At 65.8% G+C, this 23,406-nt stretch carries 23 protein-coding genes and 1 tRNA gene; 8 read left to right on the top strand and 16 right to left on the bottom strand.

Annotated elements, in window-relative coordinates; genetic code table 11:
- Window positions 1-121 precede the first annotated feature (121 nt).
- Window positions 122-1,120, bottom strand: coding sequence for an AAA family ATPase (locus tag WOC76_RS10660; RefSeq protein WP_341108797.1), 999 nt, complete (start codon window positions 1,118-1,120; stop codon window positions 122-124).
- A 277-nt stretch (window positions 1,121-1,397) separates the two neighbouring features.
- Here WOC76_RS10660 and WOC76_RS10655 point away from each other — a divergent pair, with 277 nt between their 5' ends.
- Together WOC76_RS10655 and WOC76_RS10650 are read left to right on the top strand one after the other, a co-directional pair.
- Window positions 1,398-1,655: a DUF6111 family protein gene (locus WOC76_RS10655; protein ID WP_341106980.1), complete on the top strand. Its 258-nt coding sequence runs from the start codon at window positions 1,398-1,400 to the stop codon at window positions 1,653-1,655.
- Window positions 1,652-2,884, top strand: a complete 1,233-nt coding sequence (locus WOC76_RS10650; RefSeq protein WP_341106981.1) for a CCA tRNA nucleotidyltransferase — start codon at window positions 1,652-1,654, stop codon at window positions 2,882-2,884. The genes WOC76_RS10655 and WOC76_RS10650 overlap by 4 nt, the downstream gene beginning before the upstream one ends.
- A 36-nt stretch (window positions 2,885-2,920) precedes the next feature.
- Here WOC76_RS10650 and gyrA read toward each other — a convergent pair whose 3' ends face one another.
- The 11 genes from gyrA to WOC76_RS10595 form a co-directional block, all read right to left on the bottom strand.
- Window positions 2,921-5,656 carry a DNA gyrase subunit A gene (gene gyrA / locus WOC76_RS10645; RefSeq protein ID WP_341106982.1) on the bottom strand — a complete coding sequence of 912 codons (2,736 nt, stop codon included), beginning with the start codon at window positions 5,654-5,656 and terminating at the stop codon, window positions 2,921-2,923.
- Between the two features lie 209 nt (window positions 5,657-5,865).
- Window positions 5,866-7,833, bottom strand: coding sequence for a DUF2167 domain-containing protein (locus tag WOC76_RS10640; RefSeq protein ID WP_341106983.1), 1,968 nt, complete (start codon window positions 7,831-7,833; stop codon window positions 5,866-5,868).
- A gap of 117 nt (window positions 7,834-7,950) precedes the next feature.
- A complete protein-coding gene (locus WOC76_RS10635) occupies window positions 7,951-8,322 on the bottom strand; it encodes a HesB/IscA family protein (RefSeq protein ID WP_341106985.1) in 372 nt (123 codons plus the stop codon).
- A gap of 19 nt (window positions 8,323-8,341) precedes the next feature.
- Window positions 8,342-8,767 carry a VOC family protein gene (locus WOC76_RS10630; RefSeq protein ID WP_341106986.1) on the bottom strand — a complete coding sequence of 142 codons (426 nt, stop codon included), beginning with the start codon at window positions 8,765-8,767 and terminating at the stop codon, window positions 8,342-8,344.
- A 12-nt stretch (window positions 8,768-8,779) separates the two neighbouring features.
- Entirely contained in the window at window positions 8,780-9,091 is a 312-nt protein-coding gene (locus WOC76_RS10625) for an SUF system Fe-S cluster assembly protein (RefSeq protein WP_341108798.1), read from the bottom strand.
- 82 nt (window positions 9,092-9,173) lie between these two features.
- A complete protein-coding gene (locus WOC76_RS10620; protein WP_341106987.1) occupies window positions 9,174-10,415 on the bottom strand; it encodes a cysteine desulfurase in 1,242 nt (413 codons plus the stop codon).
- On the bottom strand, window positions 10,415-11,701 hold the full coding sequence (gene sufD / locus WOC76_RS10615; RefSeq protein ID WP_341106988.1) for a Fe-S cluster assembly protein SufD: 1,287 nt from the start codon (window positions 11,699-11,701) through the stop codon (window positions 10,415-10,417). The genes WOC76_RS10620 and sufD overlap by 1 nt, the downstream gene beginning before the upstream one ends.
- A 4-nt stretch (window positions 11,702-11,705) precedes the next feature.
- Window positions 11,706-12,458, bottom strand: a complete 753-nt coding sequence (gene sufC, locus WOC76_RS10610) for a Fe-S cluster assembly ATPase SufC (RefSeq protein WP_341106989.1) — start codon at window positions 12,456-12,458, stop codon at window positions 11,706-11,708.
- 143 nt (window positions 12,459-12,601) lie between these two features.
- Complete coding sequence (gene sufB, locus WOC76_RS10605; RefSeq protein WP_341106990.1) at window positions 12,602-14,071, bottom strand: Fe-S cluster assembly protein SufB; 1,470 nt, start codon at window positions 14,069-14,071, stop codon at window positions 12,602-12,604.
- Between the two features lie 58 nt (window positions 14,072-14,129).
- Window positions 14,130-15,290 (bottom strand): cysteine desulfurase family protein, encoded by a 1,161-nt coding sequence (locus tag WOC76_RS10600; RefSeq protein ID WP_341106992.1) that lies wholly within the window; start codon window positions 15,288-15,290, stop codon window positions 14,130-14,132.
- Window positions 15,291-15,299: 9 nt separating this feature from the next.
- Window positions 15,300-16,376 (bottom strand): hypothetical protein, encoded by a 1,077-nt coding sequence (locus tag WOC76_RS10595; protein WP_341106993.1) that lies wholly within the window; start codon window positions 16,374-16,376, stop codon window positions 15,300-15,302.
- A gap of 150 nt (window positions 16,377-16,526) precedes the next feature.
- On the opposite strand from WOC76_RS10595, the gene WOC76_RS10590 reads away from it, so the two are divergent.
- From WOC76_RS10590 to WOC76_RS10575, 4 genes are all read left to right on the top strand, one after another.
- The gene (locus WOC76_RS10590; RefSeq protein WP_341106995.1) at window positions 16,527-17,201 is read left to right on the top strand and encodes an alpha/beta hydrolase; all 675 of its coding nucleotides are present in this window, start codon (window positions 16,527-16,529) and stop codon (window positions 17,199-17,201) included.
- A gap of 303 nt (window positions 17,202-17,504) precedes the next feature.
- The gene (locus WOC76_RS10585) at window positions 17,505-19,010 is read left to right on the top strand and encodes a replicative DNA helicase (protein ID WP_341106996.1); all 1,506 of its coding nucleotides are present in this window, start codon (window positions 17,505-17,507) and stop codon (window positions 19,008-19,010) included.
- Between the two features lie 119 nt (window positions 19,011-19,129).
- A complete protein-coding gene (locus WOC76_RS10580; protein ID WP_341106998.1) occupies window positions 19,130-19,318 on the top strand; it encodes a hypothetical protein in 189 nt (62 codons plus the stop codon).
- Window positions 19,318-19,611, top strand: a complete 294-nt coding sequence (locus tag WOC76_RS10575) for a helix-turn-helix domain-containing protein (protein ID WP_341106999.1) — start codon at window positions 19,318-19,320, stop codon at window positions 19,609-19,611. Before WOC76_RS10580 ends, WOC76_RS10575 begins: the two co-directional genes overlap by 1 nt.
- A 130-nt stretch (window positions 19,612-19,741) precedes the next feature.
- Here the strand turns inward: WOC76_RS10575 and WOC76_RS10570 are convergent, their stop codons facing one another.
- The 4 genes from WOC76_RS10570 to WOC76_RS10555 all read right to left on the bottom strand — a co-directional run bounded on the left by WOC76_RS10570 (window position 19,742) and on the right by WOC76_RS10555 (window position 22,134).
- Window positions 19,742-20,296 (bottom strand): PRC-barrel domain-containing protein, encoded by a 555-nt coding sequence (locus WOC76_RS10570; RefSeq protein ID WP_341107001.1) that lies wholly within the window; start codon window positions 20,294-20,296, stop codon window positions 19,742-19,744.
- 154 nt (window positions 20,297-20,450) lie between these two features.
- Entirely contained in the window at window positions 20,451-21,509 is a 1,059-nt protein-coding gene (locus WOC76_RS10565; RefSeq protein ID WP_341107003.1) for a MaoC family dehydratase, read from the bottom strand.
- Between the two features lie 12 nt (window positions 21,510-21,521).
- Window positions 21,522-21,851, bottom strand: a complete 330-nt coding sequence (locus WOC76_RS10560) for a DUF167 family protein (protein ID WP_341107004.1) — start codon at window positions 21,849-21,851, stop codon at window positions 21,522-21,524.
- 1 nt (window position 21,852) lies between these two features.
- Complete coding sequence (locus tag WOC76_RS10555) at window positions 21,853-22,134, bottom strand: YggT family protein (RefSeq protein ID WP_341107006.1); 282 nt, start codon at window positions 22,132-22,134, stop codon at window positions 21,853-21,855.
- A 158-nt stretch (window positions 22,135-22,292) separates the two neighbouring features.
- Here WOC76_RS10555 and WOC76_RS10550 point away from each other — a divergent pair.
- Together WOC76_RS10550 and WOC76_RS10545 are read left to right on the top strand one after the other, a co-directional pair.
- A tRNA-Ala gene (locus tag WOC76_RS10550) sits at window positions 22,293-22,368 on the top strand.
- A 324-nt stretch (window positions 22,369-22,692) separates the two neighbouring features.
- Window positions 22,693-22,980 carry a hypothetical protein gene (locus WOC76_RS10545; protein WP_341107007.1) on the top strand — a complete coding sequence of 96 codons (288 nt, stop codon included), beginning with the start codon at window positions 22,693-22,695 and terminating at the stop codon, window positions 22,978-22,980.
- Window positions 22,981-23,406: the final 426 nt, after the last annotated feature.

The raw sequence follows: 23,406 nt of genomic DNA, 5'->3' as shown, positions 1-23,406 counted from the left end.
GCTTCCCCTTCCCGGCAAAAGCCGTCACGGCGGCCAAATTCCTCCCTTTTGCGGGGAGGGTGGCCCTGCGAGGGGGAGAGATGGCCGCCCGAAGATTCGACGTGAAATCCCGAGAGGCCCATCACCCGATCCGCGCGACAAGCTTCTCGATCAGCTCAGGCACGCTCGTTTCGCGGCGGGCGGCGAAATTCAGCGCCATTCGGTGGCGCAGGACGGGCGCGGCGAGCGCCGCCACATCGTCGAGCGAGGGCGCGAGGCGGCCCGTGACCAGCGCGCGGGCGCGGGTGGCGAGCATCAGCGCCTGCGCGGCGCGCGGCCCCGGCCCCCAGGCGACATGCGGCGCGATCGTCGGATCACCGTCGCCCGGCCGCGCCGCGCGCACCAGATCGAGGATGGCGTCCACCACCTTGTCGCCGACCGGCATCCGCCGCACGAGCCGCTGCGTGGCGATCAGCTCCTCGGCGTCGAGCGCCTGGATGGGTTCTGCGGCCGTCTCGCCGGTCGTCGCGAGCAGCACGCGGCGCTCGCTCTCGCGGTCCGGGTAATGCACGTCGATTTGCAGCAGGAAGCGGTCGAGCTGCGCCTCGGGCAGCGGATAGGTGCCCTCCTGCTCGAGCGGATTCTGGGTCGCCAGCACATGGAAGGGGCTCGGCAGGTCGTAACGCTTGCCCGCGACGCTGACGTGATGCTCCTGCATCGCCTGGAGCAGCGCCGATTGCGTGCGCGGAGATGCGCGGTTGATCTCGTCCGCCATCAGGAGCTGCGCGAAAATCGGCCCCTTGATGAAGCGGAAGGAGCGCGAGCGGTCCGCCCCCTCCTCCAGCACTTCCGAGCCGATGATGTCGGCGGGCAAAAGGTCCGGCGTGAACTGGACGCGCTGCTCCGCGAGGCCGAGCACCTTGCCGAGCGTCTCGACGAGTTTGGTCTTGGCGAGGCCGGGCACGCCGACGAGCAGGCCATGGCCGCCGGCGAGAATGGTGACGAGCGCCTGCTCAACGACCTCGTCCTGGCCGAAGATGACGGCGCCGATGGCGGCGCGGGCGCGCCCGATATGGTCGAGGGCGCGTTCGGCTGATTCGGCGGCGGCCGTATCGAGGGGCGCGATGTGGATCGAATTCATGAGCGCGGAACAGTCCATCTGCCACGGTTGCAGGGAGGAGATGGGGATCGGCGCCCGCGATTGCATCCACCCGGGCCACGCGCCATCTCGTGAAAGGGAAACCATCCCCAGGGCGCGATTTTGGACGCTCGGCGGCATCGGCGTCAAACGCGCGGCAACTTGAGCGCGTTTAACGCTCTATCGAAAGAAAATCAATTGCTTCCGTCCCGCGAGCGGGGCGCGCAAAAAGAATGTATAAGTCGATCGACCATAATTCGCCTGAAAGGCCCCCTCGCCCATGTGGCGCGCATTTCTCGAAACCACTCTCCTTTTTCTCACGCCGTTCCTCGTTTATGTGGCGTTCCAGCTCCTCCAGCGGCGCTGGCCCTTCGTCGCCGAGCTCTGGCACGGACGCATCGTTTCGGCGCTGGTCATCGCCGGGCTGCTGCTCGCCATCGCCGGGGTCGTGGCGGCCGGCTTCACGTCGCGGGAACAGGGCGCCTATGTTCCGGCGCATGTCGAAAACGGCCGACTCGTGCCGGGCGCGTTCCGATGAACGCCGAGCGCCTTCTCGACGACCCGCGCCTCGCGACGCTCTTCGCGGCGCTGGCGCGCACCGGGGCCGAGACCCGCATCGTCGGCGGGGCCGTGCGCGACGCGCTCTTTGGCCTGCCGCCGCATGAGATCGACCTCGCGACCACCGCCTTGCCGCAGGAGGTGCTCGCCGCCGCGCGGACGGCGGGGCTCAAGGGCGTCCCGACAGGGATCGAACATGGCACGGTGACGATCGTCGTCGCCGGCGCGCCCTTCGAGGTGACGACGCTGCGCGAGGATGTCGAGACCGACGGCCGCTACGCGGTCGTGCGCTTCGGCGGCGATTTTGAGCAGGACGCGCGGCGCCGTGACTTCACCGTGAACGCCCTCTCGCTCTCGCCGGACGGCCGCCTGCACGATTACACGGGCGGGCTGAAGGACATCGCCGACCGGCGCATCCGCTTCATCGGCGACGCCGCGACGCGCATCCGCGAGGATTATCTTCGCGTCCTGCGCTTCTTTCGCTTCAACGCCTCGCATGGCGAAGCCGGTTTCGACCGCGAGGGGCTGCATGAGGCCATCGTCGCGCGGGAAAATCTCTCGCGCCTCTCCCGCGAGCGCATCCGCGCCGAGCTTATAAAGCTCCTGCCGGCGCGGCGCGCGGGCGAAATCATGCGGGTCATGTCGCAGGCCGGGATCATCGAAGTGCTGCTCGGCATGGGTTATCCCGCGCGGCTCGAGCGCCTCGCGGCCTTCGAGGCCGCTCAGGGCAAGAAGGGCGACGCTGTGCTGCGCCTCGCCGCCTTCTCCGTCCTCGTCGCCGAGGACGCCGACCGCCTGCGCGATCGGCTGCGCCTGTCGAATGACGAACATGCGCGGCTTCTCGCCGCCGCCCGCGCGCTCACGCCCCTGCATGGGCGCGACGGACCGCCGCCGGTCTCGCATCTGCGCGAAATGCTGTTCCTTTGCGGATCGCGCGCCGCCGCCGACGCGCTGGCCCTCGCCTTCGCTGAAAGCGCCGCCGCGCCAGATGATGACGAATGGCTGGCGGCGGCCCGCTATCTCGATGAGACCCCCGCCCCCGTCTTCCCGATCAAGGGCGCCGACCTGCTCGCGCGCGGCGTCTCCCCCGGCCGCCAACTCGGCGCGGCGCTGAAGTCGCTTCAGTCGAGATGGATTAGAACCGGCTTCCCCCGCGATCCGGCTGTCTTGCGACAGTTGGTGGAGGACGCCATACGGGAGAAGGACTAACGGATCGCGCGACGCCGGGGCTTAAGCGCGAGAATCTCAGGCCGCGCTGTCCTCCTCGCCGCCCTCGCCCACGTCGCCGATATGCTCCACCGAGACGACGCGCTCGTCCTCGGCCGTGTTGAAGACGATGACTCCTTGAGTCCCGCGGCCGGCGATCCGAATTCCCTCGACCGGGCAGCGAATGAGCTGGCCGCCATCCGTGACGAGCATGATTTCGTCGCCCTGCTCCACCGGGAACGACGCCGCCAGCTTGCCGTTGCGGGCGTTCACCGCCATGGCGACGATGCCTTTGCCGCCGCGTCCGGTGATGCGGTACTCATAGGAAGACGTGCGCTTGCCGTAGCCGTTCTCGGAGACGGTCAGAATGATCTGCTCGGCCGCCTGCATGGCGGCGAAACGCTCGTCGGAAAGCTCGACCGACGCGCCGCCCTCCTCGACCTCCGCGCCCGTCTCGGGCGCCACGTCTTCGCCCATGCGGCGGCGCAGGGCGCTCGCCTTCTTCAGATAGGCCGACCGCTCCTCCGAGGCCGCCTCGAAGTGCTTCAGGATCGAAAGCGAGATCACCTTGTCGCCGGCGCCGAGCGATACGCCGCGCACGCCCATCGAGGTGCGCCCCTGAAAGACGCGCACTTCCGGGACCGCGAAGCGGATACACTGGCCGTCGCGCGTCGTCAGCAGAATGTCGTCGCGCTCCGTCGCCGTCGCGACATCGACGATCGCCTCGCCCGCGTCGAGCTTCATGGCGATGAGGCCGTTGCGGCGCACCTCGCAGAAATCGGAGAGCTTGTTGCGCCGCACCGTGCCGCCCGTCGTCGCGAAGATCACGTCGAGCTTTGACCAGCTCGATTCATCCTCGGGCAGCGGCATGATCGTCGTGATGCGCTCGTTCTGCTCCAGCGGCAGCATGTTGACGAGCGCCTTGCCGCGCGCCTGCGGCGCCGCCAGCGGCAGGCGCCAGACCTTTTCCTTATAAGCCTTGCCGAGCGAAGAAAAGAACAGCACCGGCGTATGCGTATTGGCGACGAAGAGGCGGTGAACGAAATCCTCCTCCTTCGTCTGCATCCCCGAGCGGCCCTTGCCGCCGCGCCGCTGCGCCCGATAGGTCGAAAGCGGCACGCGCTTGATGTAGCCGGCGTGCGAGACGGTCACGACCATGTCCTCGCGAGCGATGAGGTCTTCGTCCTCGACCTCGCCATCCGCTTCGATGATCTGCGTGCGACGCGGCGTGGCGTAGGCCTCCTTCACCGCCAGCATCTCGTCCTTGACGATGCCGAAGAGCTTTTCGCGCGAGCCGAGGATTTCGAGATATTCCGCGATTTCCGCGGCAAGCTTGTTCAGCGCCTCGGCGATCTCCTCGCGGCCGAGCGCGGTGAGGCGCTGGAGGCGCAGATCGAGAATCGCGCGCGCCTGCGCTTCCGAGAGGCGGATCGTCCCGTCGTGGCTCAATTTGTGGCGCGGGTCGGCGATCAGCTCAACCAGAGGCGCCATGTCCTTCGCCGGCCAGTCGCGCGCCATCAGGGCCTCGCGCGCCGCCGCCGCGTCGGGCGAATTGCGGATGAGGCGGATCACCTCGTCAATATTGGCCACCGCAATGGCGAGGCCGACCTGGAGATGCGCATTGTCGCGCGCCTTGGCGAGCCGGAACTTGGTGCGCCGTGTGACGACCGTTTCACGGAAGTCGATGAAGGCGCGCAGAACGTCAGAGAGCGTCAGCAGCTCGGGGCGACCGCCGTTGAGCGCAATCATGTTGACCGCGAAGCTCGATTGCAGGGCAGTGTGGCGCCAGAGCTGATTGAGCACGACGTCGGCCACCGCCTCGCGCTTCAGCTCCACGACGATGCGCATGCCGTCGCGGTCGGACTCGTCGCGCAGATCGGAGATGCCCTCGATCTTCTTTTCCTTGACGAGCTCCGCGATGCGCTCGATCAGCGCCGCCTTGTTCACCTGATAGGGAATCTCGGTGAAGATGATCGCCTCGCGCTCCTTGCGCAGCGTCTCGATCTCCGCCTTGGCGCGCATGATGATGGAACCGCGACCTGTCGCATAGGCGTTTCGGATGCCGCCGCGGCCGAGAATCGTCGCCGCGGTCGGAAAGTCCGGCCCCGGCACGATCTCCATCAGCTCCGCGACCGTCATCTCCGGTCTGTCGATCAGTGCGATCGCGGCGTCGATCACTTCGCCGAGATTGTGCGGCGGAATGTTCGTCGCCATGCCGACGGCGATGCCGCCCGCGCCATTGACGAGGAGATTGGGAAAGCGCGCCGGCAGGACGGTCGGCTCATGTTCCTTGCCGTCATAGTTCGGCTGGAAGTCGACCGTGCCTTCGTCGATGTCCTCGAGCAGCGCAAGCGCAGGCTTGGCGAGCCGCGACTCGGTGTAACGCATCGCCGCCGGCGGGTCGTTGTCCACTGAGCCGAAGTTGCCCTGTCCGTCGATGAGCATGAGCCGCATCGAGAAAGGCTGCGCCATGCGCACCAGCGCGTCATAGATCGCCGCGTCGCCGTGGGGGTGATATTTACCCATGACGTCGCCGACGACGCGCGCGGACTTCACATAGGGCTTGTCCGGCGTGATGCCGTTTTCATGCATCGAAAACAGGATGCGCCGATGCACGGGCTTCAGGCCGTCGCGCACGTCCGGCAGCGCGCGGCTCACGATCACGCTCATCGCGTAATCGAGATAGCTGCGCTTCATCTCATCGGCGATCGAAACGGGCCTGATGTCTGAGCCGGGTTTGTCGGAACCGTCTTTTTTCGTGTCGTCGTCGGCCAAGGGCGCGCCAATCCGGGTGAATTTCAGCCTTTTGATCCTATAGGCGATTCTTCCGGGCGGCGCCAGTTTGGACGAAGAAAGAACAACAAATCAAAGCAATGAGTTATCAAAAACCGCCTGCCAGCGGGGCCTTGACTGGCAGGCGCCACGTTGAAAATCGGCCGGCTTTTTGAGCGCGGCCGGGGCGCCGCGTCGGGACTGATCCGAGATCAGCCATCCGTCCGCCGCGCGCGCGCCGCATTGATCGCGGCGGAGGCGGCCGCGTCTCCGGGCTCGATCAGCGCAAAATCGTCGCGGTCGAGCGCGGGCGCGACATCCTCCCTGCCGGAGAGAGACAAACGCATTTCCGATTCGGGAGCGCCGGTCTGCAAGGCGTCGGCTTCAGTGAAGAACTGAGGGCTGGCGTCGAGGTCTTCGGCGAATGCCGGGGCGGCTCCGCCCGTGCGGCGCCGACGCAAGACCCGCGCAGGGTCGACGGCGGGAGGCGGCGGTTCTTGAGCGCCACGCATCCGGGCGGCGAATTTCCGAAGCGCCGACACAGGTTCCTCCGCGTCATTGGCGGGAGGCGCAAGAGCATCCTTCTGCGCGTTCCCGGCCGGCGCGAACGGCCGTAGCCGTGAGAATTTCGCGGCGAGAGTCGCGAGCGCCGGCTGATCCTGAGTCGATCCGGACGGGCGGGCGGCGGGCTGCGTTCGCGCCCCGCGCCCCAGACGCGCCTGGAGAGTGGGCGCCAGGCGCGCGAAAAACGAAGGCCTCACAGTTTCGTTGGACTCGCGCTTTGGACCGGGTCCGGACGGCCCGTCGTTGGCGCCGCGCGGCTTTAGCCTGAGATAGGCGAAGACGGCCGCCAGGCCAAAAAACGCCGGATAGGCCAGCCCCGACAGACGGTCGATGAGCGACTCCCCGGCGGCCTCGCGCGCCGACGACGCTCGTGCGGCGATTGGCTTCGCGCTGACGTCACGCACGACCAGATCGGCCGCGCGATATGGCGCGACCTTGTCGGCCGCCGGGTCGAAATCCTCATAGGTCTTGCCGTGATCGAACACGATCTTGCCAGCCAGCGCCCCGATCTCGTTTTTGAGCTGATCCGCCTTCTCCACGGCCCCGACCAATCCGATCCTGATGGCGCCCTCGCGTCCGACGATCCAGGCCTCGCAATTCAAGAAGCGATCTGGCGCGCTCGTATCCACGGTCGCGACCATGACGCAGGCTGAGAGGCGTCTTCCGGCGGCGTCGAGGGCGGGCGGGGCAAACCAGCCCTCGAGCGCCACCGGAGGCTGTCCTGCGCCCGCCCGGCGCGCGTTCACGATGGGCAGACTGCCCCTGAAGCGGGAAAGCAGCTTATCGGGGTCCAGGGACCTGGCGTCTTCGGCGTCGATATGGCCGTCATCGAGAAGCTCGACGGGGATCAGCCAGTCTGGCGCGGCCCCGGCTGGCGCGACAAAGCCCTGCGTCCCCTCGCGCCATTGGAGGCCAACTTCGCCCGCGAGCGCCCGGGCGGCTTCGAGCGGGATGAAAACCCGCCCGGCCGGCAGCCACATCGACGCGCGATCGGCGAGCCGCACCTCGACCGGGCCGACAAGACCTTCGGCAAGAAGCGCGGAAATACGCGTCTCCGGCGTGGCGGCTGACTCGGCCGCCGCCGTCTCCTGCGCCGGCGCAGCGGGGTCGAGCAGAGGAAGGAGCGAGGGCGCCGGGCCAGACTGGAGTCCGATTGGATCCCTGTCGAAGGCGCGCGCGGGCGCACGCCATTGCTCGGTCGCCACGGGGGCGTCGATCGCGATGGTGGGCAGGTCGGCAGGCGCGGACGAATTGGCCTGCGCTTCCCCCTCGACTGTGGTCGCGCCGCCACCCTTCGACGGCGCCGCCCCCGTAGCGGCTTCAGACGAAGCCGGCTTCTGCTCCGCTGGCTTCGGTGCTGGAGATTCCGAGGGCTGGGCGCCCTTGTTCGCCAGGCCCGGCTTTTTGGATGGCGCGGCGGCTCCGGTCAGGGGCTTCATCGGCGGCATCACATAGATGACGTTGTCTGACCCGCCGGCGTCGGCTGGCGCCGAGTCCTCCAGGATCGTCTCGCTTCTCGCCCGAGCCTCGCGGGCGTGACCTGGCGCGGCAGAGGCGGCGAGAGCGGCGAAGAGCGCAATGCTCGACGCGAAGGAAGGCGACTTGGGAAACGGCATCGGCGGCTCCGCACATGAACCCTGCCGGAAGCTTTGCCGTTCGATATTGAAGAAAATGCTATTCAGATGCCCTGAGGGTAAACAACGCGGCGTCAGAGTTAACGCCGCGCTTACGGGCTACGCGACGCCCATCGCCGCAGGATCGGCCGCTTTCAGTTCGACGCTTTCCCCGCAGCCGCAGGCCGATGTCTGGTTCGGATTTTCGAAAACGAAGGTCGAGGAAAAGGCCGTCGTCTTCACGTCCATGCGCGAGCCCAGCAGATACAGAACCGCCTTGGCGTCGACGATCACCCGGCCGCCGTCGAAGTCGATGACCTCGTCGCCCCTTTGCGGCTCGCCGATCTCCATCTTGTAGGACATGCCGGCGCAGCCGCCCTTCTCCACGGAGACCCGCAGGCCTCTGCCGGCGGCGGCTTTCGCCAAAAGACCCCGCACGCGCTCGGCCGCGGCGGGGCTGATGGTCATGACATCCAGCTTGGGTAGCGCCATTTGAGCTTCTTTCCTTGCCTCAATAATTCGCCCAGAGCCCCGGCGTCGCCAATTCGACGAGATGGCCGTCGGGGTCGCGGAAATAGAGGCTCTCGCCTCCGCGCCGCCATGTCATGCGCGCCTCTATGTCGACGCCGCATTCCGCGAGCCGCGCCTCCCAGGCCGGCAGATCCTCGGCCGCGACCGAGAAGGCGAGATGCGCCGGACCCGATCCATCATGCGGCGGAATGCGTCCGCCGGGGAGCTCGACGGCCTCCAGCGCGCCGCCGCGCCTGAAGAGGAGCAACACGCTCGCCGGCCCGCAATCCAGGGCCCACATGCGGCTGTCCTGCGCCATGGGCGCGAGGCCGAGCGCATCGCCGTAGAAGCGGCCCGCCCTAGCCAAATCCTCCACATAAAGCGAAGTTTCCAGCACCTTCGGCCTTGCCTGCGGAACGCGCTGCATGGCGCCCTCCTCTCACCACATGTCGAGCGCGACGCGCGCCTCGTCCGACATGCGGCTTTGATCCCATGGCGGGCTGAAGACCATATTGACCTTCACATCGCTGACGCCGGGCACTGCGCTGACCGCGTTCTTCACCCATATGGGCATTTCGCCCGCGACGGGACAGCCCGGCGCGGTCAGGGTCATGTCGATTTCGACGACTCCCTCGTCGGAAATGTCGATCCGGTAGATGAGCCCGAGCTCATAGATGTCGGCGGGGATTTCGGGGTCGTACACGGTCTTGAGCGCCTTGACGACGTCATTCGTCAGGCGCTCGTTTTCCATGGCCTCGGCGGTCTCGCTGGTCTCCGCCGCGCCTTGTGTCCCGCTGGTGTTGAGAGCTTCGCTCATCAGCAAGAGAACCTCCTCACGCGAAAAGTTTTTGCGCTTTCAGCAAAGCGTCTGCAAGCCGGTCGATCTCCTCACGCGTGTTGTAGAGCGCGAAGGAGGCGCGACATGTCGAGGTGACGCCGAAATGGGTGAGCAACGGCATAGCGCAATGCGTGCCCGCGCGCACCGCCACGCCGGAGCGGTCGATGATGGTGGCGATGTCATGCGCATGGGCCGACGCCATTTCAAAGGCCACGATCGGCCCCTTGTCGGGAGCGTTCCCGAAGATGCGCAGCCCCTCGATCTCGCGAAGGCGGCTCTGCGCATAAGCGGTAAGCTGCGCCTCGTGAGCGCGGATGGCGCCCTTGCCGATCGTCTCCACATAGTCGAGCGCCGCCGCCAGCCCGACGGCTTGCGCGATCGGCGGCGTACCGGCCTCGAAGCGATGTGGGGGCGCGTTATAGGTCACGGTCTCGCGCGTCACGGTCTCGATCATCTCGCCGCCGCCCGCGTAGGGCGGCAGAGTCTCGAGCCATTTACGCTTGCCGTAAAGCGCGCCGATCCCTGTCGGGCCGTAGAGCTTGTGCCCGGTGAGGACGTAGAAATCCACGTCGAGCGCCCGCACGTCCACGTTGAGATGTACCGCGCCCTGCGAACCGTCCACGCTGATCGGCACGCCATGAGCATGGGCGATGCGCGCCATCTCGGCGATGGGCGTCGGCGTCGCCAGCACATTGGACATGTGCGTCACCGCGACGATCTTCGTGCGCGGGGTGAACATCCGCGCAAAGGCGTCGAGGTCGATGTTTCCGTCGTCGTCAGGCTCGATCCATTTCAGCACCGCGCCCTTGCGCTCGCGCAGGAAGTGCCAGGGGACGATATTGGAGTGATGCTCCATCAGCGAGAGGATGATTTCATCGCCCTCGCCGATATGCGCCAATCCATAGGACGACGCGACGAGATTGAGCGCCTCCGTGGCGCCGCGCGTGAATATGATCTCTTCCGTCGACTCGGCGTTGAGGAAGCGCCGCACGGTCTCGCGCGCGCCCTCGTAGCCTTCGGTCGCCGCATTGGCGAGATAGTGAAGGCCGCGATGGACGTTGGCATATTCGTGTTCGTAGAAATGCGTCAGCCGCTCGATCACCGCGCGCGGCTTCTGCGCCGAGGCCGCGTTGTCGAGATAGGCGAGAGGCTTGCCGTAAGGCCGCTCGGCAAGGATCGGGAAATCTTTCCGGATGGCCTCGACGTCATAGGCCGTGAAGGGAGCACTGTCGTTCATCACGATCTCCGGGCCAGCCAGTGGGCGACGCGCTCCGAGAGGAACGTGCGAAGCGCCTCGTTCCCGAGCGTGGCGAAAGCTTCATTGGCGAAGCCTTCGATCAGCAGGGACTCCGCCTCGCGACGCGGCACGCCGCGCGACATGAGATAGAAGAGCTGGTCATGATCGAGCCGGCCGCAGGTCGCGCCATGGCCGCATTGCACGTCGTCCGCGAAAATCTCCAGCTCTGGCTTGTTGTTCATCGTGGCGCCGTCGGAAAGGAGCAGCGCCTTGGACTGCATGGCGCCATCCGTCTTCTGCGCGTGTGGCCGTACGACGATCTTGCCCTGAAACACGCCGGTCGCCTGGTCGTCGAGAATGCTGCGGAAACGCTCCCGGCTCTCGCCGTGCGGGCGCGCGTGGTCGACGACGAGGGTCGTATCGACATGCTGGCGCCCGCGCGCCAGCGTCGCGCCATTGAGGGCGATCTTCGCGTTCTCGCCGTCGAGCCGCGCGAATATCTGCCGACGTAGCAGGCCCGCGCCTTCGAGCAGCGCGTGGGAATCGAGCTCGGCGCCCGCGTCGAGATGGGCGACGAGGCTCATCACCCGAACCAGCGCGTCGCCCTGCCCCGTCACATGGCTGACGAGATGGAGGGCGGCGCCCCGCGCGAGGCGCAGGATCAGCGCCTGATTGTCTTGCGCGGGCGCGGCGCCAAGCGCGCCGACGCTCTCGACGATCGTCGCTTTGGCGCCCTCGCCGAGGATGACGAGCGAGCGGGAGAAGCTCGACTGCGGCGCCTCGCCCGAGACGAGGCTCGACAGTTCGATCGGCCGCTCCAGCGCCATGCCGGCGGGAATGCGCAGGATGACGCCGTCCTGCATCAGCGCGGCGTTGAGCGCGAGCATGGCGTCGTCCGCCTGTACGTCGGCGCTCGCGACGAGCGCCATGAGACCGGGCTCGCCCTGCGCCAGCGCCTCGGCAAGCGCCTGGGCTTTTACGCCTTCCGGAAGCGCGTCGAGATCGGAGAGATCGGGACGGAAGACGCCGTCGAGCGTGACGAGACGGACGGCGTCATGCGCCCGCGCGAAGGCGCGCGCAACCGCGACGCCCGCCGCAATGGGCGCGGGGTTGGCGAGCGCCGCCTTGAGGTCGGTATAGTGCCAGGCCTCGACGCGTCGATTGGGCAAGCCCATGCGGGAAAAGCTTTCCCATGCGGCTTCCCGAAGAGCGGCCGCGCCCTTGCCCTTCATCTCCTCGAAGAACGAGGCGAAGGCGGCGTCGGCGTCTGTCGCAAGCTTGATCATCCGCCTACGCCGCCTCGTCCGACAGATATTCCTGGTATCCGCGCTCTTCGAGCTCCAGCGCCAGTTCCGGCCCGCCCGAGCGTTGAATCACGCCCTTCGCCATCACATGCACCGTGTCAGGTTTGATGTAGTCGAGCAGCCGCTGATAATGGGTGATGACCAGGAAGGAGCGTCGCGGCGACCGCAGCGCATTGACGCCCTCCGACACGACCCGCAGAGCATCGATGTCGAGGCCGGAGTCGGTCTCGTCGAGAATGCCGACGGTCGGCTCCAGCAGCGCCATCTGCAACACTTCCATGCGCTTCTTCTCGCCGCCGGAGAAGCCGGAGTTGAGCGGCCGGCGCAACATCTCCTGAGACACGCCGAGCTTGCCCGCGGCGTCGCGCACGCGCTTCATGAAGTCGGGCGTCTGCAACTCCGCGTCCCCACGCGCACGTCGCTGGGCGTTCATCGCGGCCTTGAGGAAGGTCATGGTGGCGACGCCGGGGATTTCGACCGGATATTGAAAGGCGAGAAACAGCCCCCGCGCGGCGCGCTCGTTGGGCTCGAGGCCGAGAATGTTCTCGCCATTGAGCAGAACCTCGCCGTCCGTGACATCATAGCCCTCGCGGCCGGCGATCACATAGGAGAGCGTCGACTTACCGGTGCCGTTCGGCCCCATGATGGCGGCGACCTCGCCGTCCTTTACGGTGAGGGAAAGACCCTTGAGAATCTTTCGGTCGCCGACCGAAACGTGGAGGTTTTTGATTTCGAGCATCGTAAAACTCTTCCGGCCTTTGGTCGTCGTGGCCGGCCTTGCGCCGGCCATCCACGTCTTTCCTGTTCCATAATTGCGGGCGAGAGCCGCAGTGTTCGACACGCGTGGATGGCCGGGAAAAGCCCGGCCATGTCGCGGGGCGCTTACCCCACGCTCCCCTCGAGCGAGATCGAGATCAGCTTTTGCGCCTCGACCGCGAACTCCATCGGCAATTGCTGCAAGACATCGCGCACGAATCCGTTGACGATCAGCGCCGTCGCCTCTTCGGCCGAGAGCCCGCGTTGCATGGCGTAGAACAGCTGGTCCTCGGAGATCCTCGAGGTCGTCGCCTCGTGCTCGAACTGCGCGCTCGGGTTCTTCGATTCGATATAGGGTACCGTATGCGCTCCGCATTCGTGGCCGATCAGCAGACTGTCGCATTGCGTGAAGTTGCGCGCGCCATCCGCCTTGCGATGCGCCGAGACCTGTCCGCGATAGGTGTTTTGCGACTTGCCTGCCGAAATGCCCTTGGACACGATGCGGCTTCTGGTGTTGCGGCCCAGATGAATCATCTTCGTCCCGCTGTCGACCTGCTGATGGCCGTTCGACACCGCAATCGAATAGAATTCGCCTTGCGAACCATCGCCGCGCAAAATGCAGGACGGATATTTCCAGGTGATCGCCGATCCCGTCTCCACCTGCGTCCAGGAAATATGCGAATTGCGGCCCCGGCAATCGCCGCGCTTGGTGACGAAATTGTAAATGCCGCCTTTGCCCTCGCTGTCGCCGGGATACCAGTTCTGCACCGTTGAATATTTGATCTCGGCGTCGTCGAGCGCGACGAGTTCGACCACCGCGGCGTGGAGCTGATTCTCGTCGCGCTTTGGCGCCGTGCAGCCTTCGAGATAGCTGACATAAGAGCCTTCGTCGGCGATGATCAGCGTGCGCTCGAATTGCCCCGTCTTCTGCTCGTTGATGCGGAAATAGGTCGAAAGCTCCATCGGGCAGCGCACGCCCTTGGGCACATAGACGAAGGAGCCGTCGGAGAAGACGGCGCTGTTCAGCGTGGCGTAGAAATTGTCGGTCACCGGCACGACCGAGCCGAGATATTTACGCACGAGTTCGGGATGCGTCTGCACGGCCTCGGAGATCGGGCAGAAGATCACCCCTGCCTTCGCCAGTTCCTCCTTGAAGGTCGTCGCGACGGAGACCGAATCGAACACGGCGTCGACCGCCACCTTGCGCGTCTCGACGCCCGCGAGAATCTCCTGCTCGCGCAGCGGGATGCCGAGCTTCTCATAGGTGCGCAGAAGCTCTGGATCGACCTCGTCCAGCGACTTCGGACCCGGCGTCGATTTCGGCGCGGAGTAGTAATAAAGGTCCTGATAGTCGATCGCAGGATAATTGACCCGCGCCCAATTCGGCTCACGCATGGTCAGCCAGCGGCGATAGGCCTCCAGCCGCCATTCGGTCAGCCACTCGGGTTCGTTCTTCTTGGCGGAGATGAAGCGAACAATGTCTTCGCTCAGCCCCTTGGGCGCCTTCTCCGACTCGATATCGGTCGTAAAGCCATACTTATAGGCGTCGACGTCGATTTCCTCGACGCGCGCAACGGTCTCCTGACGAGCCGCCATCGTCTCTTCTCCTCGTCACGACGGGTTCAAGGCCCGCCGGCCGATCCGGTCCCGCCGATTAGGCGACGGAACGTCGCAACCTGATACGGTCCACGACCTCCGATAGAACCATTCCAAACTGTTCTACATCGACTTCGCGCGTAGACCAACCCAGACTGACGCGCAACGCCTCTTTTTCTTGCGCCCCCATCGCCGCCAGCACATGGGACTCGCGCACCTTGCCCGACGAGCAGGCGGAGCCGCTCGAAACGGCGACGCCAGAAAGATCCAGCGCCATCAACAAGGTATGCGCCGGCATGCCGGGAAGGGCGAAAGCCGAGACGCAAGCGACGCGCGCCGCTCCCCGCCCGAAGAAGCGGGCGTCGGGAGCAATCTGCGCAATCCGCCTTTCCAGCCGGTCGCGCAGCAGGCCGAGCCTCGCGGCCTCCGCCTCCCGCCCCTTCGACGCGGCCTCGAAAGCAGCGGCGAATCCGGCGATTGCGGCGACATTCTCGGTGCCGGCGCGGCGACCGAACTCTTGTCCGCCGCCGCGCAATAGTGTTTCCGTTATGTGGAGATTATCTTGCGCCGCGGCAAGCGCCCCCGCCCCCATGGGACCGCCGAGCTTGTGCGAGGAGAAGAACAGGAAATCCGATTCGGTCGTCTCGAATGTCGTTTCGATTCGGCCGATCGCCTGCGTGGCGTCGCAGACGACGAGGCCGCCCACGGCGTGGACCCGCGCCGCCGCCTCACGGACCGGCTGAATCACGCCCGTCTCGTTGTTTACGGCCTGTAGCGCGAGCATGAGCCGCCGCCCGGCATGGCGGGCGAGCGCCGCGTCGAGGGCGGGCAGAGAGAGCGCCCCGTCCGGCGTCAGCGCCACGCGCTCGACGGCCCCGGCCGGAAAGCGGCCGCCCTGAAGCACGGCCGGATGCTCCCCCGCGCCGAGCAGGAGAACGTCGATCGGAGCCTCTTCTTTCTCGCGATGCAACATGGGCGTGAGGACGAGAGTCGCCGCCTCGGTGGCGCCGCTCGTGAAGGTCACGTTTCGGGCCGCTGTCCCCAGCCCCCTGGCGATCGCCGCCCGCGCCTGCTCCAGCGCCGCCTTGGCCGCCCGCCCTTCAGCATGGACGGCGGAGGCGTTGCCCGGCCCCTCCAGCGCCGCGAGCATCGCCGCGCGCGCCTCGGGGCGCAGCGGCGAGGTAGCGTTATGGTCGAGGTAGATGCGATTCCTTGACATGGGACAGATTTACTCTTTCCGGCGCCCGAGTGGGAGGCCTGCCCCCAACCAGAACCCAAAACGCTGGGCCAGCATGGCGAGTCCGAGGAGCGCGCCGAGACAGGCGAAGACCGCCTCGACCGCTGCCGTCGTGAGACCCAGAAAAACCAGCGCCCCCCGCCCGAGGGTCGCCAGAATCGCCCGCGTCGCGCCGCCTCTCGCCGCCGCAAGGCGCGCGGCCTTGCGAACCTCCGCGCCGTCTTCGGCGACCGCCAGAACGTCCCGCACGCCCCGCGCGCCCGCCCGGCGGTAGATCGCCGCCGCATCCTCGCCGAGCGCACGGAATCCCGTCAGCGCGCCGGGCCGCACGGCCTTGATCACCGCCGCGCGGGCGGCGGCGAGGTCGAGCCGGGCCGCCGCCGAAACGCCGGCGGACAACGCGTCCCGATCCACCGCCGCCGCGGCGGCGGCGCTCAGGGTTTTGGCGAGCGGCGTGGAGAGGCGCCCGGCTTTCCGGGCGCTTTTGACAAGCGTGAGGCCAGAGCGCGCGGGCAGCAAGGCGCCGACGCTGGACCAGGTGGCGGCGGAGAGCGCAAGCCCGGCCGCCGCCAGCCCGATGACGACTTCATCTGTCTTCTCGCCACGACGGCCCTTCTCTGCTTCGTTCCACAGATCGCGAACGTCCCCATAGCCGGTAAGGTCGCCGGCGAGCGCCCCGGCGAAGGCCGCGCCGCCTTCCCTTGCGCCATGGAGGAAGCCCTCCGCAAATTCCTCGACCGCCGCCTCTCCGGCCTTCGCCCGGAGCGCCTCGAGCCGTCCCTGCTGCTCAGGCGTCGGCGCCAGCCCGCGCGTTCGGCCGAGCGCGAGAAAGCTCTCGGCAAGGTCGGCGTCGCCAGCCACAAGCGCCGACTCCAGCCCGGCCGAGAATCGCGCCGGCGTCAGCGTCTGGTCGAGCCCGGCGTCGGCGAGCGCGACAGGATCGTCCCTGGCGGCGGCGAGACGGACGCCGTCGAAGGCCGCCGGAAAGCTTGTCGCCGCGAGCCAGAGAAGAGCCGCAGCGAGAGCCAGAAGGATGGGCGCGCGAGCGCGTGAGGCGATGACGGACATAAGAAAGATGTAGGCGCAGCGGCCCGACTTCGGGAGATGCGCGGCCGGGCTTCGACCCGGATCGCGTCACCGGCGCCATCGAATTCCCTTGCATTTTACTCGGTCAAGCGTGGTAAGAAGCCGCCCAGCCCGTTTCCACAGGGATTTCCAATGCCCGAAGTCATCTTCACCGGACCGGCCGGGAGGCTCGAAGGCCGCTTCCATCAGTCCGCCACGCGCGGCGCGCCGATCGCCATCATCCTGCATCCGCACCCGCAGTTCGGCGGGACGATGAACAATCAGATCGTCTATCACCTGTACTACGCTTTTGCGGAGCGTGGCTTTTCGGTGCTGCGCTTCAACTTTCGCGGCGTCGGCCGCTCTCAGGGCGCTTTCGACCATGGCTCGGGCGAATTGTCGGACGCCGCCGCCGCGCTCGACTGGGCGCAGGCGGTGAACCCCGAGGCGCGCGCCTGCTGGATCGCGGGCGTATCCTTCGGCTCCTGGATCGGCATGCAGCTGCTCATGCGCCGGCCCGAGATCGAGGGCTTCGTCTCGGTCGCGCCGCCGGCCAACCGGTTCGATTTCTCCTTCCTCGCCCCCTGCCCCTCGTCTGGCCTCTTCATCCACGGGGATCAGGACCGCGTCGCCCCGCTCAAGGAAGTCACCGGGCTGATCGAGAAGCTCAAGACGCAGAAGGGCATCGTCATCGAACACGCCGTGGTCGAGGGCGCCAATCATTTCTTCGAGAACAAGGTCGAGCCGCTGATCGCGCATGTCGACGCCTATCTCGACAGGCGCCTCGGCAATCCGCCGCGCATCCTGATCCCCGCGCGCGGGGATTGATCAGGTGGATCATGCGCCGCGCGGGCGGCGGCGCATGCCCCCCATAAAACGACAGCCATTGGCGCCATCGCGGCGCGAGCGTACGATGCGAAGGTGATTCGCGTCGCAGGCAAGCTCTTTTGTCGCCGCTTGGCGAAATCCTGGCCGTGGTTGTGGATATGACTCGCAACCCCGGCCGAAGAAACCTGTCGTTAAGAGCCGTGGCTGGCGCGGGGAGCGGCGGCGTGCGAATGTCTCGTGCCGTCCGGACGGCTTCCGCGTCGCGTCAGAAAGCCCCGGCGTTTCATTCACAGTTGAGACCCAATGCCTCCAGTCGAACACTTGGCGGGCGCGCGCCTCTATCAGGTCGCGCAGCCCGATGCGCCAGCCTATCGCTCGCCTCCGCATAATATCGAGGCCGAACAGGCGCTGCTCGGCGCCATTCTCGTCAACAACGACGCCTTCGATCGCGTCTCCGACTTCCTGCGCCCCGAGCATTTCTCGGAGGAGCTGCATCGCCGCATCTTTGAGACGACCGCGCAGCTCATCCGCGCCGGCAAGCTCGCCACCGTCGTCACGCTGAAAACCTTTCTCGCCGACATCGAACTGCCGGCCGGCGTGACGATCCAGGCCTATCTCGCCCGTCTCGCCGCCGAGGCGACGACGATCATCAACGCCGAGGACTATGGCCGAATCATCCACGACCTCGCCCTGCGCCGCGACCTCATTGTCATCGGCGAAGACATCGTCAACACGGCTTTCGATTCGCCCGTCGACGCGAGCCCGCGCGCGCAGATCGAGGAGGCTGAGCGCAAGCTCTATTCGATCGCCGAGACGGGCCGCTATGAAGGCGGCTTTCAGCGTTTTTCCGACGCGCTCGCCATCGCCATCGACATGGCGTCCAGCGCCTATATGCGCGACGGCCATCTCTCCGGCATTGCAACGGGTCTGATTGATCTCGACGAGAAGATGGGCGGCCTGCAAAAGTCCGACCTCATCATCGTCGCCGGCCGTCCCGGCATGGGCAAGACGGCGCTCGCCACCAACATGGCCTTCAACATCGCGAAGGCATACCAGTTCGACGTGGAGCCCGATGGTTCCCACAAGACCATCAATGGCGGCATCGTCGGTTTCTTCTCGCTCGAAATGTCCGCCGAGCAATTGGCGACGCGCGTGATCGCGGAACAATCCGGCGTGCCGAGCTACAAGATTCGACGCGGCGATCTCAACCAGGACGATTTCGAGCGCATCGTCGCGGCCTCGCGCGAGATGCAGAGCATTCCCTTCTACATCGACCAGAGCGGCGGCATCTCCATCGCGCAGCTCGTCGCGCGGGCCCGGCGGCTGAAGCGGCAGAAGGGTCTCGATCTCCTGGTCGTCGACTATTTGCAGCTTCTCGCCGGCTCGCGGTCGCGCGGCGACAATCGCGTGCAGGAGCTCACCGAAATCACCACCGGCCTGAAGGCGCTGGCGAAGGAGCTGAACGTTCCGGTGATCGCGCTTTCGCAGCTCTCGCGTCAGGTCGAATCGCGCGACGACAAGCGCCCGCAGCTCTCCGACCTCCGCGAATCGGGCTCTATCGAGCAGGACGCCGACGTGGTGCTCTTCGTCTACCGCGAGGAATACTACCTCAAGAACAAGGAGCCGCGCGAAGGCACCGAGGAGCATATCAACTGGATGGCCGAGATGGAGCGCGCCCATGGCCGCGCCGAGGCCATCATCGGCAAGCAACGCCACGGCCCCACTGGGACAGTCCCCCTCGCCTTCGAGGCGGAGGTCACGCGCTTCTCGAACCTCGCCGACGAGGACAAACTGCCGGCTCGGATGTGAGTTTTGCTATAGGCAGCCAGCAGCCCAACTGAAAAATGACGCCACAGATCTTGAAAATGTGCCCAATGGGCACAATCTCTGAGAAATAAGGCGCTAAGCCTGATTTTTAGGAGAAATAGATGAGCACCGAGAACACTCACACCGGACATGGCCATGGCGGCTGTTGCGGGGGCGGCAAGGCCGCGGCTCCGACCTTGGCGGAGCTCGAGCGGCAGCTTCATGCCCTCTGGGCGCGCGTCCAGGAGGAGCGCGCCAAGCAGGTTCAGGCAACCGAGCCCGCGAGAAAGAAGGGCTGCTGCTGCGGCTGATGATGGACAAAGACGAGGCGCGGGATTTCGCGCCTCTCTCATTTTTCGGTGGCGACATGACCGGCGAAGAACTCCGACGATCGCGGCTTGCCCTCGGGCTCACCCTCGATGAGTTTGCGCGGCTCGTGCGTGTCTCGAGCGGGAGGACGGTTCGGAAGTGGGAGGACGGAGAGCGCGAGGTTCCCGGACCCGTCGAAGTCCTGACCGAACTTTTTCTCCTGTCATCCGATGCGTGGCGCTGCCGCTGCAAGATGAACGACATGACGGACGCCTTCCGCTGCAAATGCGGCTGATGGAAAGCTGCCTGATCTCAAAAAAGCAGGATCGAGCGGGTTCGGAAATTCGACGAAGAAGTAACACGAACCCCGCCACATCCTGCGGCGGGGCTCATCTCGAGCCAGGTTTTCAGCGCGTCATATTTCTTCAGCGGACAGCCACCGTCCAGGCATTCTTCGAACGGTCGTAACGGAAGCCGGGCGCCGTGCGCAGCTCATCCTTGCTCGCGTTCATGCTCAGCCACCACTTGTTGTCGCGCTGGGTCGCCCCGACGGCGTCGAATGGAACCGCCACATCCTTCTCGCCCATGCCGAGGAAGCCGCCCACAGAAATGATCACGGCCTGAACCTTGCCCTCGCGATCGAGCAGCATGTCCTTCACTTCCCCGATCTTGTTCTCATTCGGGTCGTAAACGTTCTGATCGTACCAATTGGAAACGGCCGTCACATGCTGCGGCAAGGTCGTCATCATCTGGGCGGTCTTACCCATCGCGCCTTCGCGGGCGCCCATCGTCTGCGAGCCCGCCTTGCCCGTCCCGCCAGTGGTCCCCCGCTCCATGCCCATCGTGCCGGTGGTTCCGCGCTCGGCGCCGGTCCCCATGGTCGAGCCCGGCGTTCCGCCGGTGGTTCCGCTCTGCTGCGCATAGACGACGCCAGCTCCCGCCGTGGCCAGCGCAGCCGCGAACACAATCGCCTTGATCATGTCTGTTCTCCCGTCACAGCGCGGAGTCCGGGCGCATGAGGTCATGCGCCCGTTCGATGAAACCGCGCCTTTTGACTAAGCGCGCACCCAATTGCGTGCGCGCCCTAACAACAGTCGGGCTGCGGTGTTGTTCCTGGCGCGACGGGAGCGGCGCTTACCTCGGCAGCACCGCCCAGTAATCGAGATCGAGCAGCACGGCGGGATCGGGCTTGCCGTCGGCGCCGTTGAGCGGGAAGTCGGCACAGGGCTTGTCCTTCGTCGCGACGAGGCGCATGCGCAGCGCGCCAATGTCGCTGCGGCCCGGAATCTCCGCCTTGTCCAGCACTTCGCTCCAGGCGAAGATCGTTCCGCCCGAGAACAGCGGATTGACGTGCTTGCCGCCGTTCACCGCCGAGATGTGGAACACATTCTCCAAACCGTTGAAGGACAGCGCGCGCGCCATCGAAATCACATGGCCGCCGTAGATGATCCGCTTCCCGAAGCGCCCCTGCGATTCGTAATACTGGTTGAAGTGCACTTTCGAATTGTTCTGGTAGAGGCGCGTCGCCAGCATGTGCTCGGCCTCTTCGACGGTCATGCCGTCGATATGGTCGATCTTCTCGCCCTTGTCGTAATCGCCCCAGAAAAAGGGAGAGCCGGCGAGCGCCTTGTCATAGGCTGCAACCTTGATCGGCGGCACCGCCTTGCCGAGTTGCGACGGATCGACCGCCTTCGGCAGGTCGGGCACGACCGTGGGGCCGACGGGCGCATCCTTGTCGCGCTTCTTCACCATCACCCAGCGCGCATAGGAGAGCACGGTTTCGCCGCGCTGATTCTTGCCGGTCGTACGCACATAGACGACGCCGGTCTCCTTGTTGGAATTTTCCTTCAGGCCGATGACTTCGGAAACGGCGTCGAGCGTGTCGCCCGGATAGACCGGGGCGAGGAACCTGAAATCCGCATAGCCGAGGTTCGCGAGCGCATTGAGCGAGACGTCCGGCACCGTCTTGCCGAGCACCAGATGAAAGACGAGCATGTCGTCGATCGGCGCGTCCTTGTAGCCGATGGCTTCGGCGAAAGCCTTGGAGGACTGCACCGCGAAACGGGGCAGATAGAGCGCCGTGTAGAGCGCGACCTCGCCGACAGTGACGGTGCGCGGCGCGGCGTGGCGCAGGATCTGACCGATCGAGAAATCCTCGAAGAAATTGCCGACGTTGATTTTCGACTTGCTCATCTCTTTCGCTCTTCAACCTTTTGTTGGCGCCAGCCGGGCCAGCGCGTCGAGATAGGGCGCGGGATCTCCCGCGACGAAAAGCTTTTTCACGCGGCTCGTTTCGCCCGAGCGGATGGACACGGCCTTCTTTGGCGCCGAGAGCGCCCTGGCGATCAGCTCGATCAGCGCCGCATTTGCGCGACCATCCTCCGGCGCGGCGCGCACGCGCGCCTTCAGCACGGTCTTGCCGTCGGCGAGCGTCTCGATTCCGTCGATCGAATCGCGCCCGCCCTTCGGCGTCAGGCGCAGCCAGAGCGTGACTCCGTCGCGCTCGGCGATCCAGGGCGCCTCGGGCTCGGCCAAATCAGCCCACGCTGTGGGTCAGGAGATTTTGCAGGAACTGGATGCCGAGAAGCAGGATCAGCGGCGACAAATCCAGACCGCCGATGGCCGGCAGAACCGAGCGGATCGGACGCAGGAGCGGCTCAGTCAGTGCGTCGACCGCGCGCCAGATGGTCTGGGCCGCCTGGGAGCGCGTATTGAGCACGTCGAAGGCGACGAGCCAGGAAAGGATGACCGAGATGATCACCACCCACCAGTAAAGGTCGAGGATGGTGAGCAGGAGACTGAGGACTGCGTAAGACATGATAACGTCCCGCGAATGAAGGTGCGCGGCCTGTCTAGCCTCCCTGCCCCCGCCCGGCAACCTCCCGCGGCGCCGCAGCCGTGGAGGAAAAAGCGCGCAAAACGAAGAAGGGCGATTGACACGGAAAGACGCGCCGTATACTCACCCGCCCACGGCTCGGGGCTGTAGCTCAGATGGGAGAGCGCTGCAATCGCACTGCAGAGGTCGGGGGTTCGAATCCCCCCAGCTCCACCAAGTAGACTTACCTACTTGGCGGGTATCAATGTCTCGGGTCTCCGACCGCTAGACGCGTAAAAAGCTCCATCGCCGCAGTCGATTCTAAAAAGCAGCCATCTGTCTCTTTTGCCGTGACGATCAGAGCCGACCGTCGAGTCTGCGACGACGCGCGCGTGCTGAGCCCGATGGCCCCAAGAGCGCCGGGGCGGCGGCGGTCTGAAAAAAGTAATCCTTCCAAACAAATGCTTAGCTTGTCTGAGCGCAAAACTCCTACTAGGTATTTGTACGTATTTGGAAGCGCGCCCAAGTTGCGGAAGGGCGGCCAGACGCGAGGATTGCATATTGGCTAGCGTCAAACAGCATCGCGCCCTCGTTGCGTCACGGCTCGGTCAGAGAGCAGCGCGCCGTATGGCGCTATTGAGCGCAACCGTTCCTTTCGACCAGGTGGACGAGGCTTGCTACCGCGAGTCGGAATTTCTCGATATGGCGGTCGACATCACGGCGGAAAATCTGGCCCTCGCGCCAGGCCGGAGTCGGAGTCGTTTCGTGGCCTCGGTCTGCAAGTCCCTGAACGAGGAGACAGACCGCATCCTCTCGCTGATCGCCAGAGGATCGCCGTCGCCTCAGTAGGAAGGCCAAACCGGCCAATGTCCGCGCGCGGTAATGCGCGGCGCCCTGCCTGCCTCTCCTCCCTGCCCGGCCTAGTCTCGGCAAAAACTCTCATGCTAAGGTTGCGACGACGCCAGAGGAAGCCCCTGTCCAATGCTCGGGGCGGGCGTCTGGTAACGCACGGATGGCCTGCCCGGCCGATCCAGAAGGAGAGTTTCGGCGATGAAATGGCTGATCGGATGTACGATGTTGGGGTCTCTTCTGCTGGCGTCGGGCGCTTATGCTCAGGGAACGTCGGAACAGCGGGACGCTTGCGAGGCCGACGCCTACAAATGGTGCCCCTATGACATTCCCGATCCGACAGCCATCGAGGCTTGCCTCCGGCAAAACATCCGGTGGATCAGCCCTGCCTGTCAGGCTCAATTCGGTTACCGGGCGAAGAGACGA

The sequence above is a fragment of the Methylocystis sp. IM3 genome (assembly GCF_038070105.1).
Lineage (GTDB): Bacteria > Pseudomonadota > Alphaproteobacteria > Rhizobiales > Beijerinckiaceae > Methylocystis.
The sequence above is the reverse complement of the archived record's forward strand: the minus strand, read 5'-3'. Positions and strand labels throughout refer to the sequence as shown.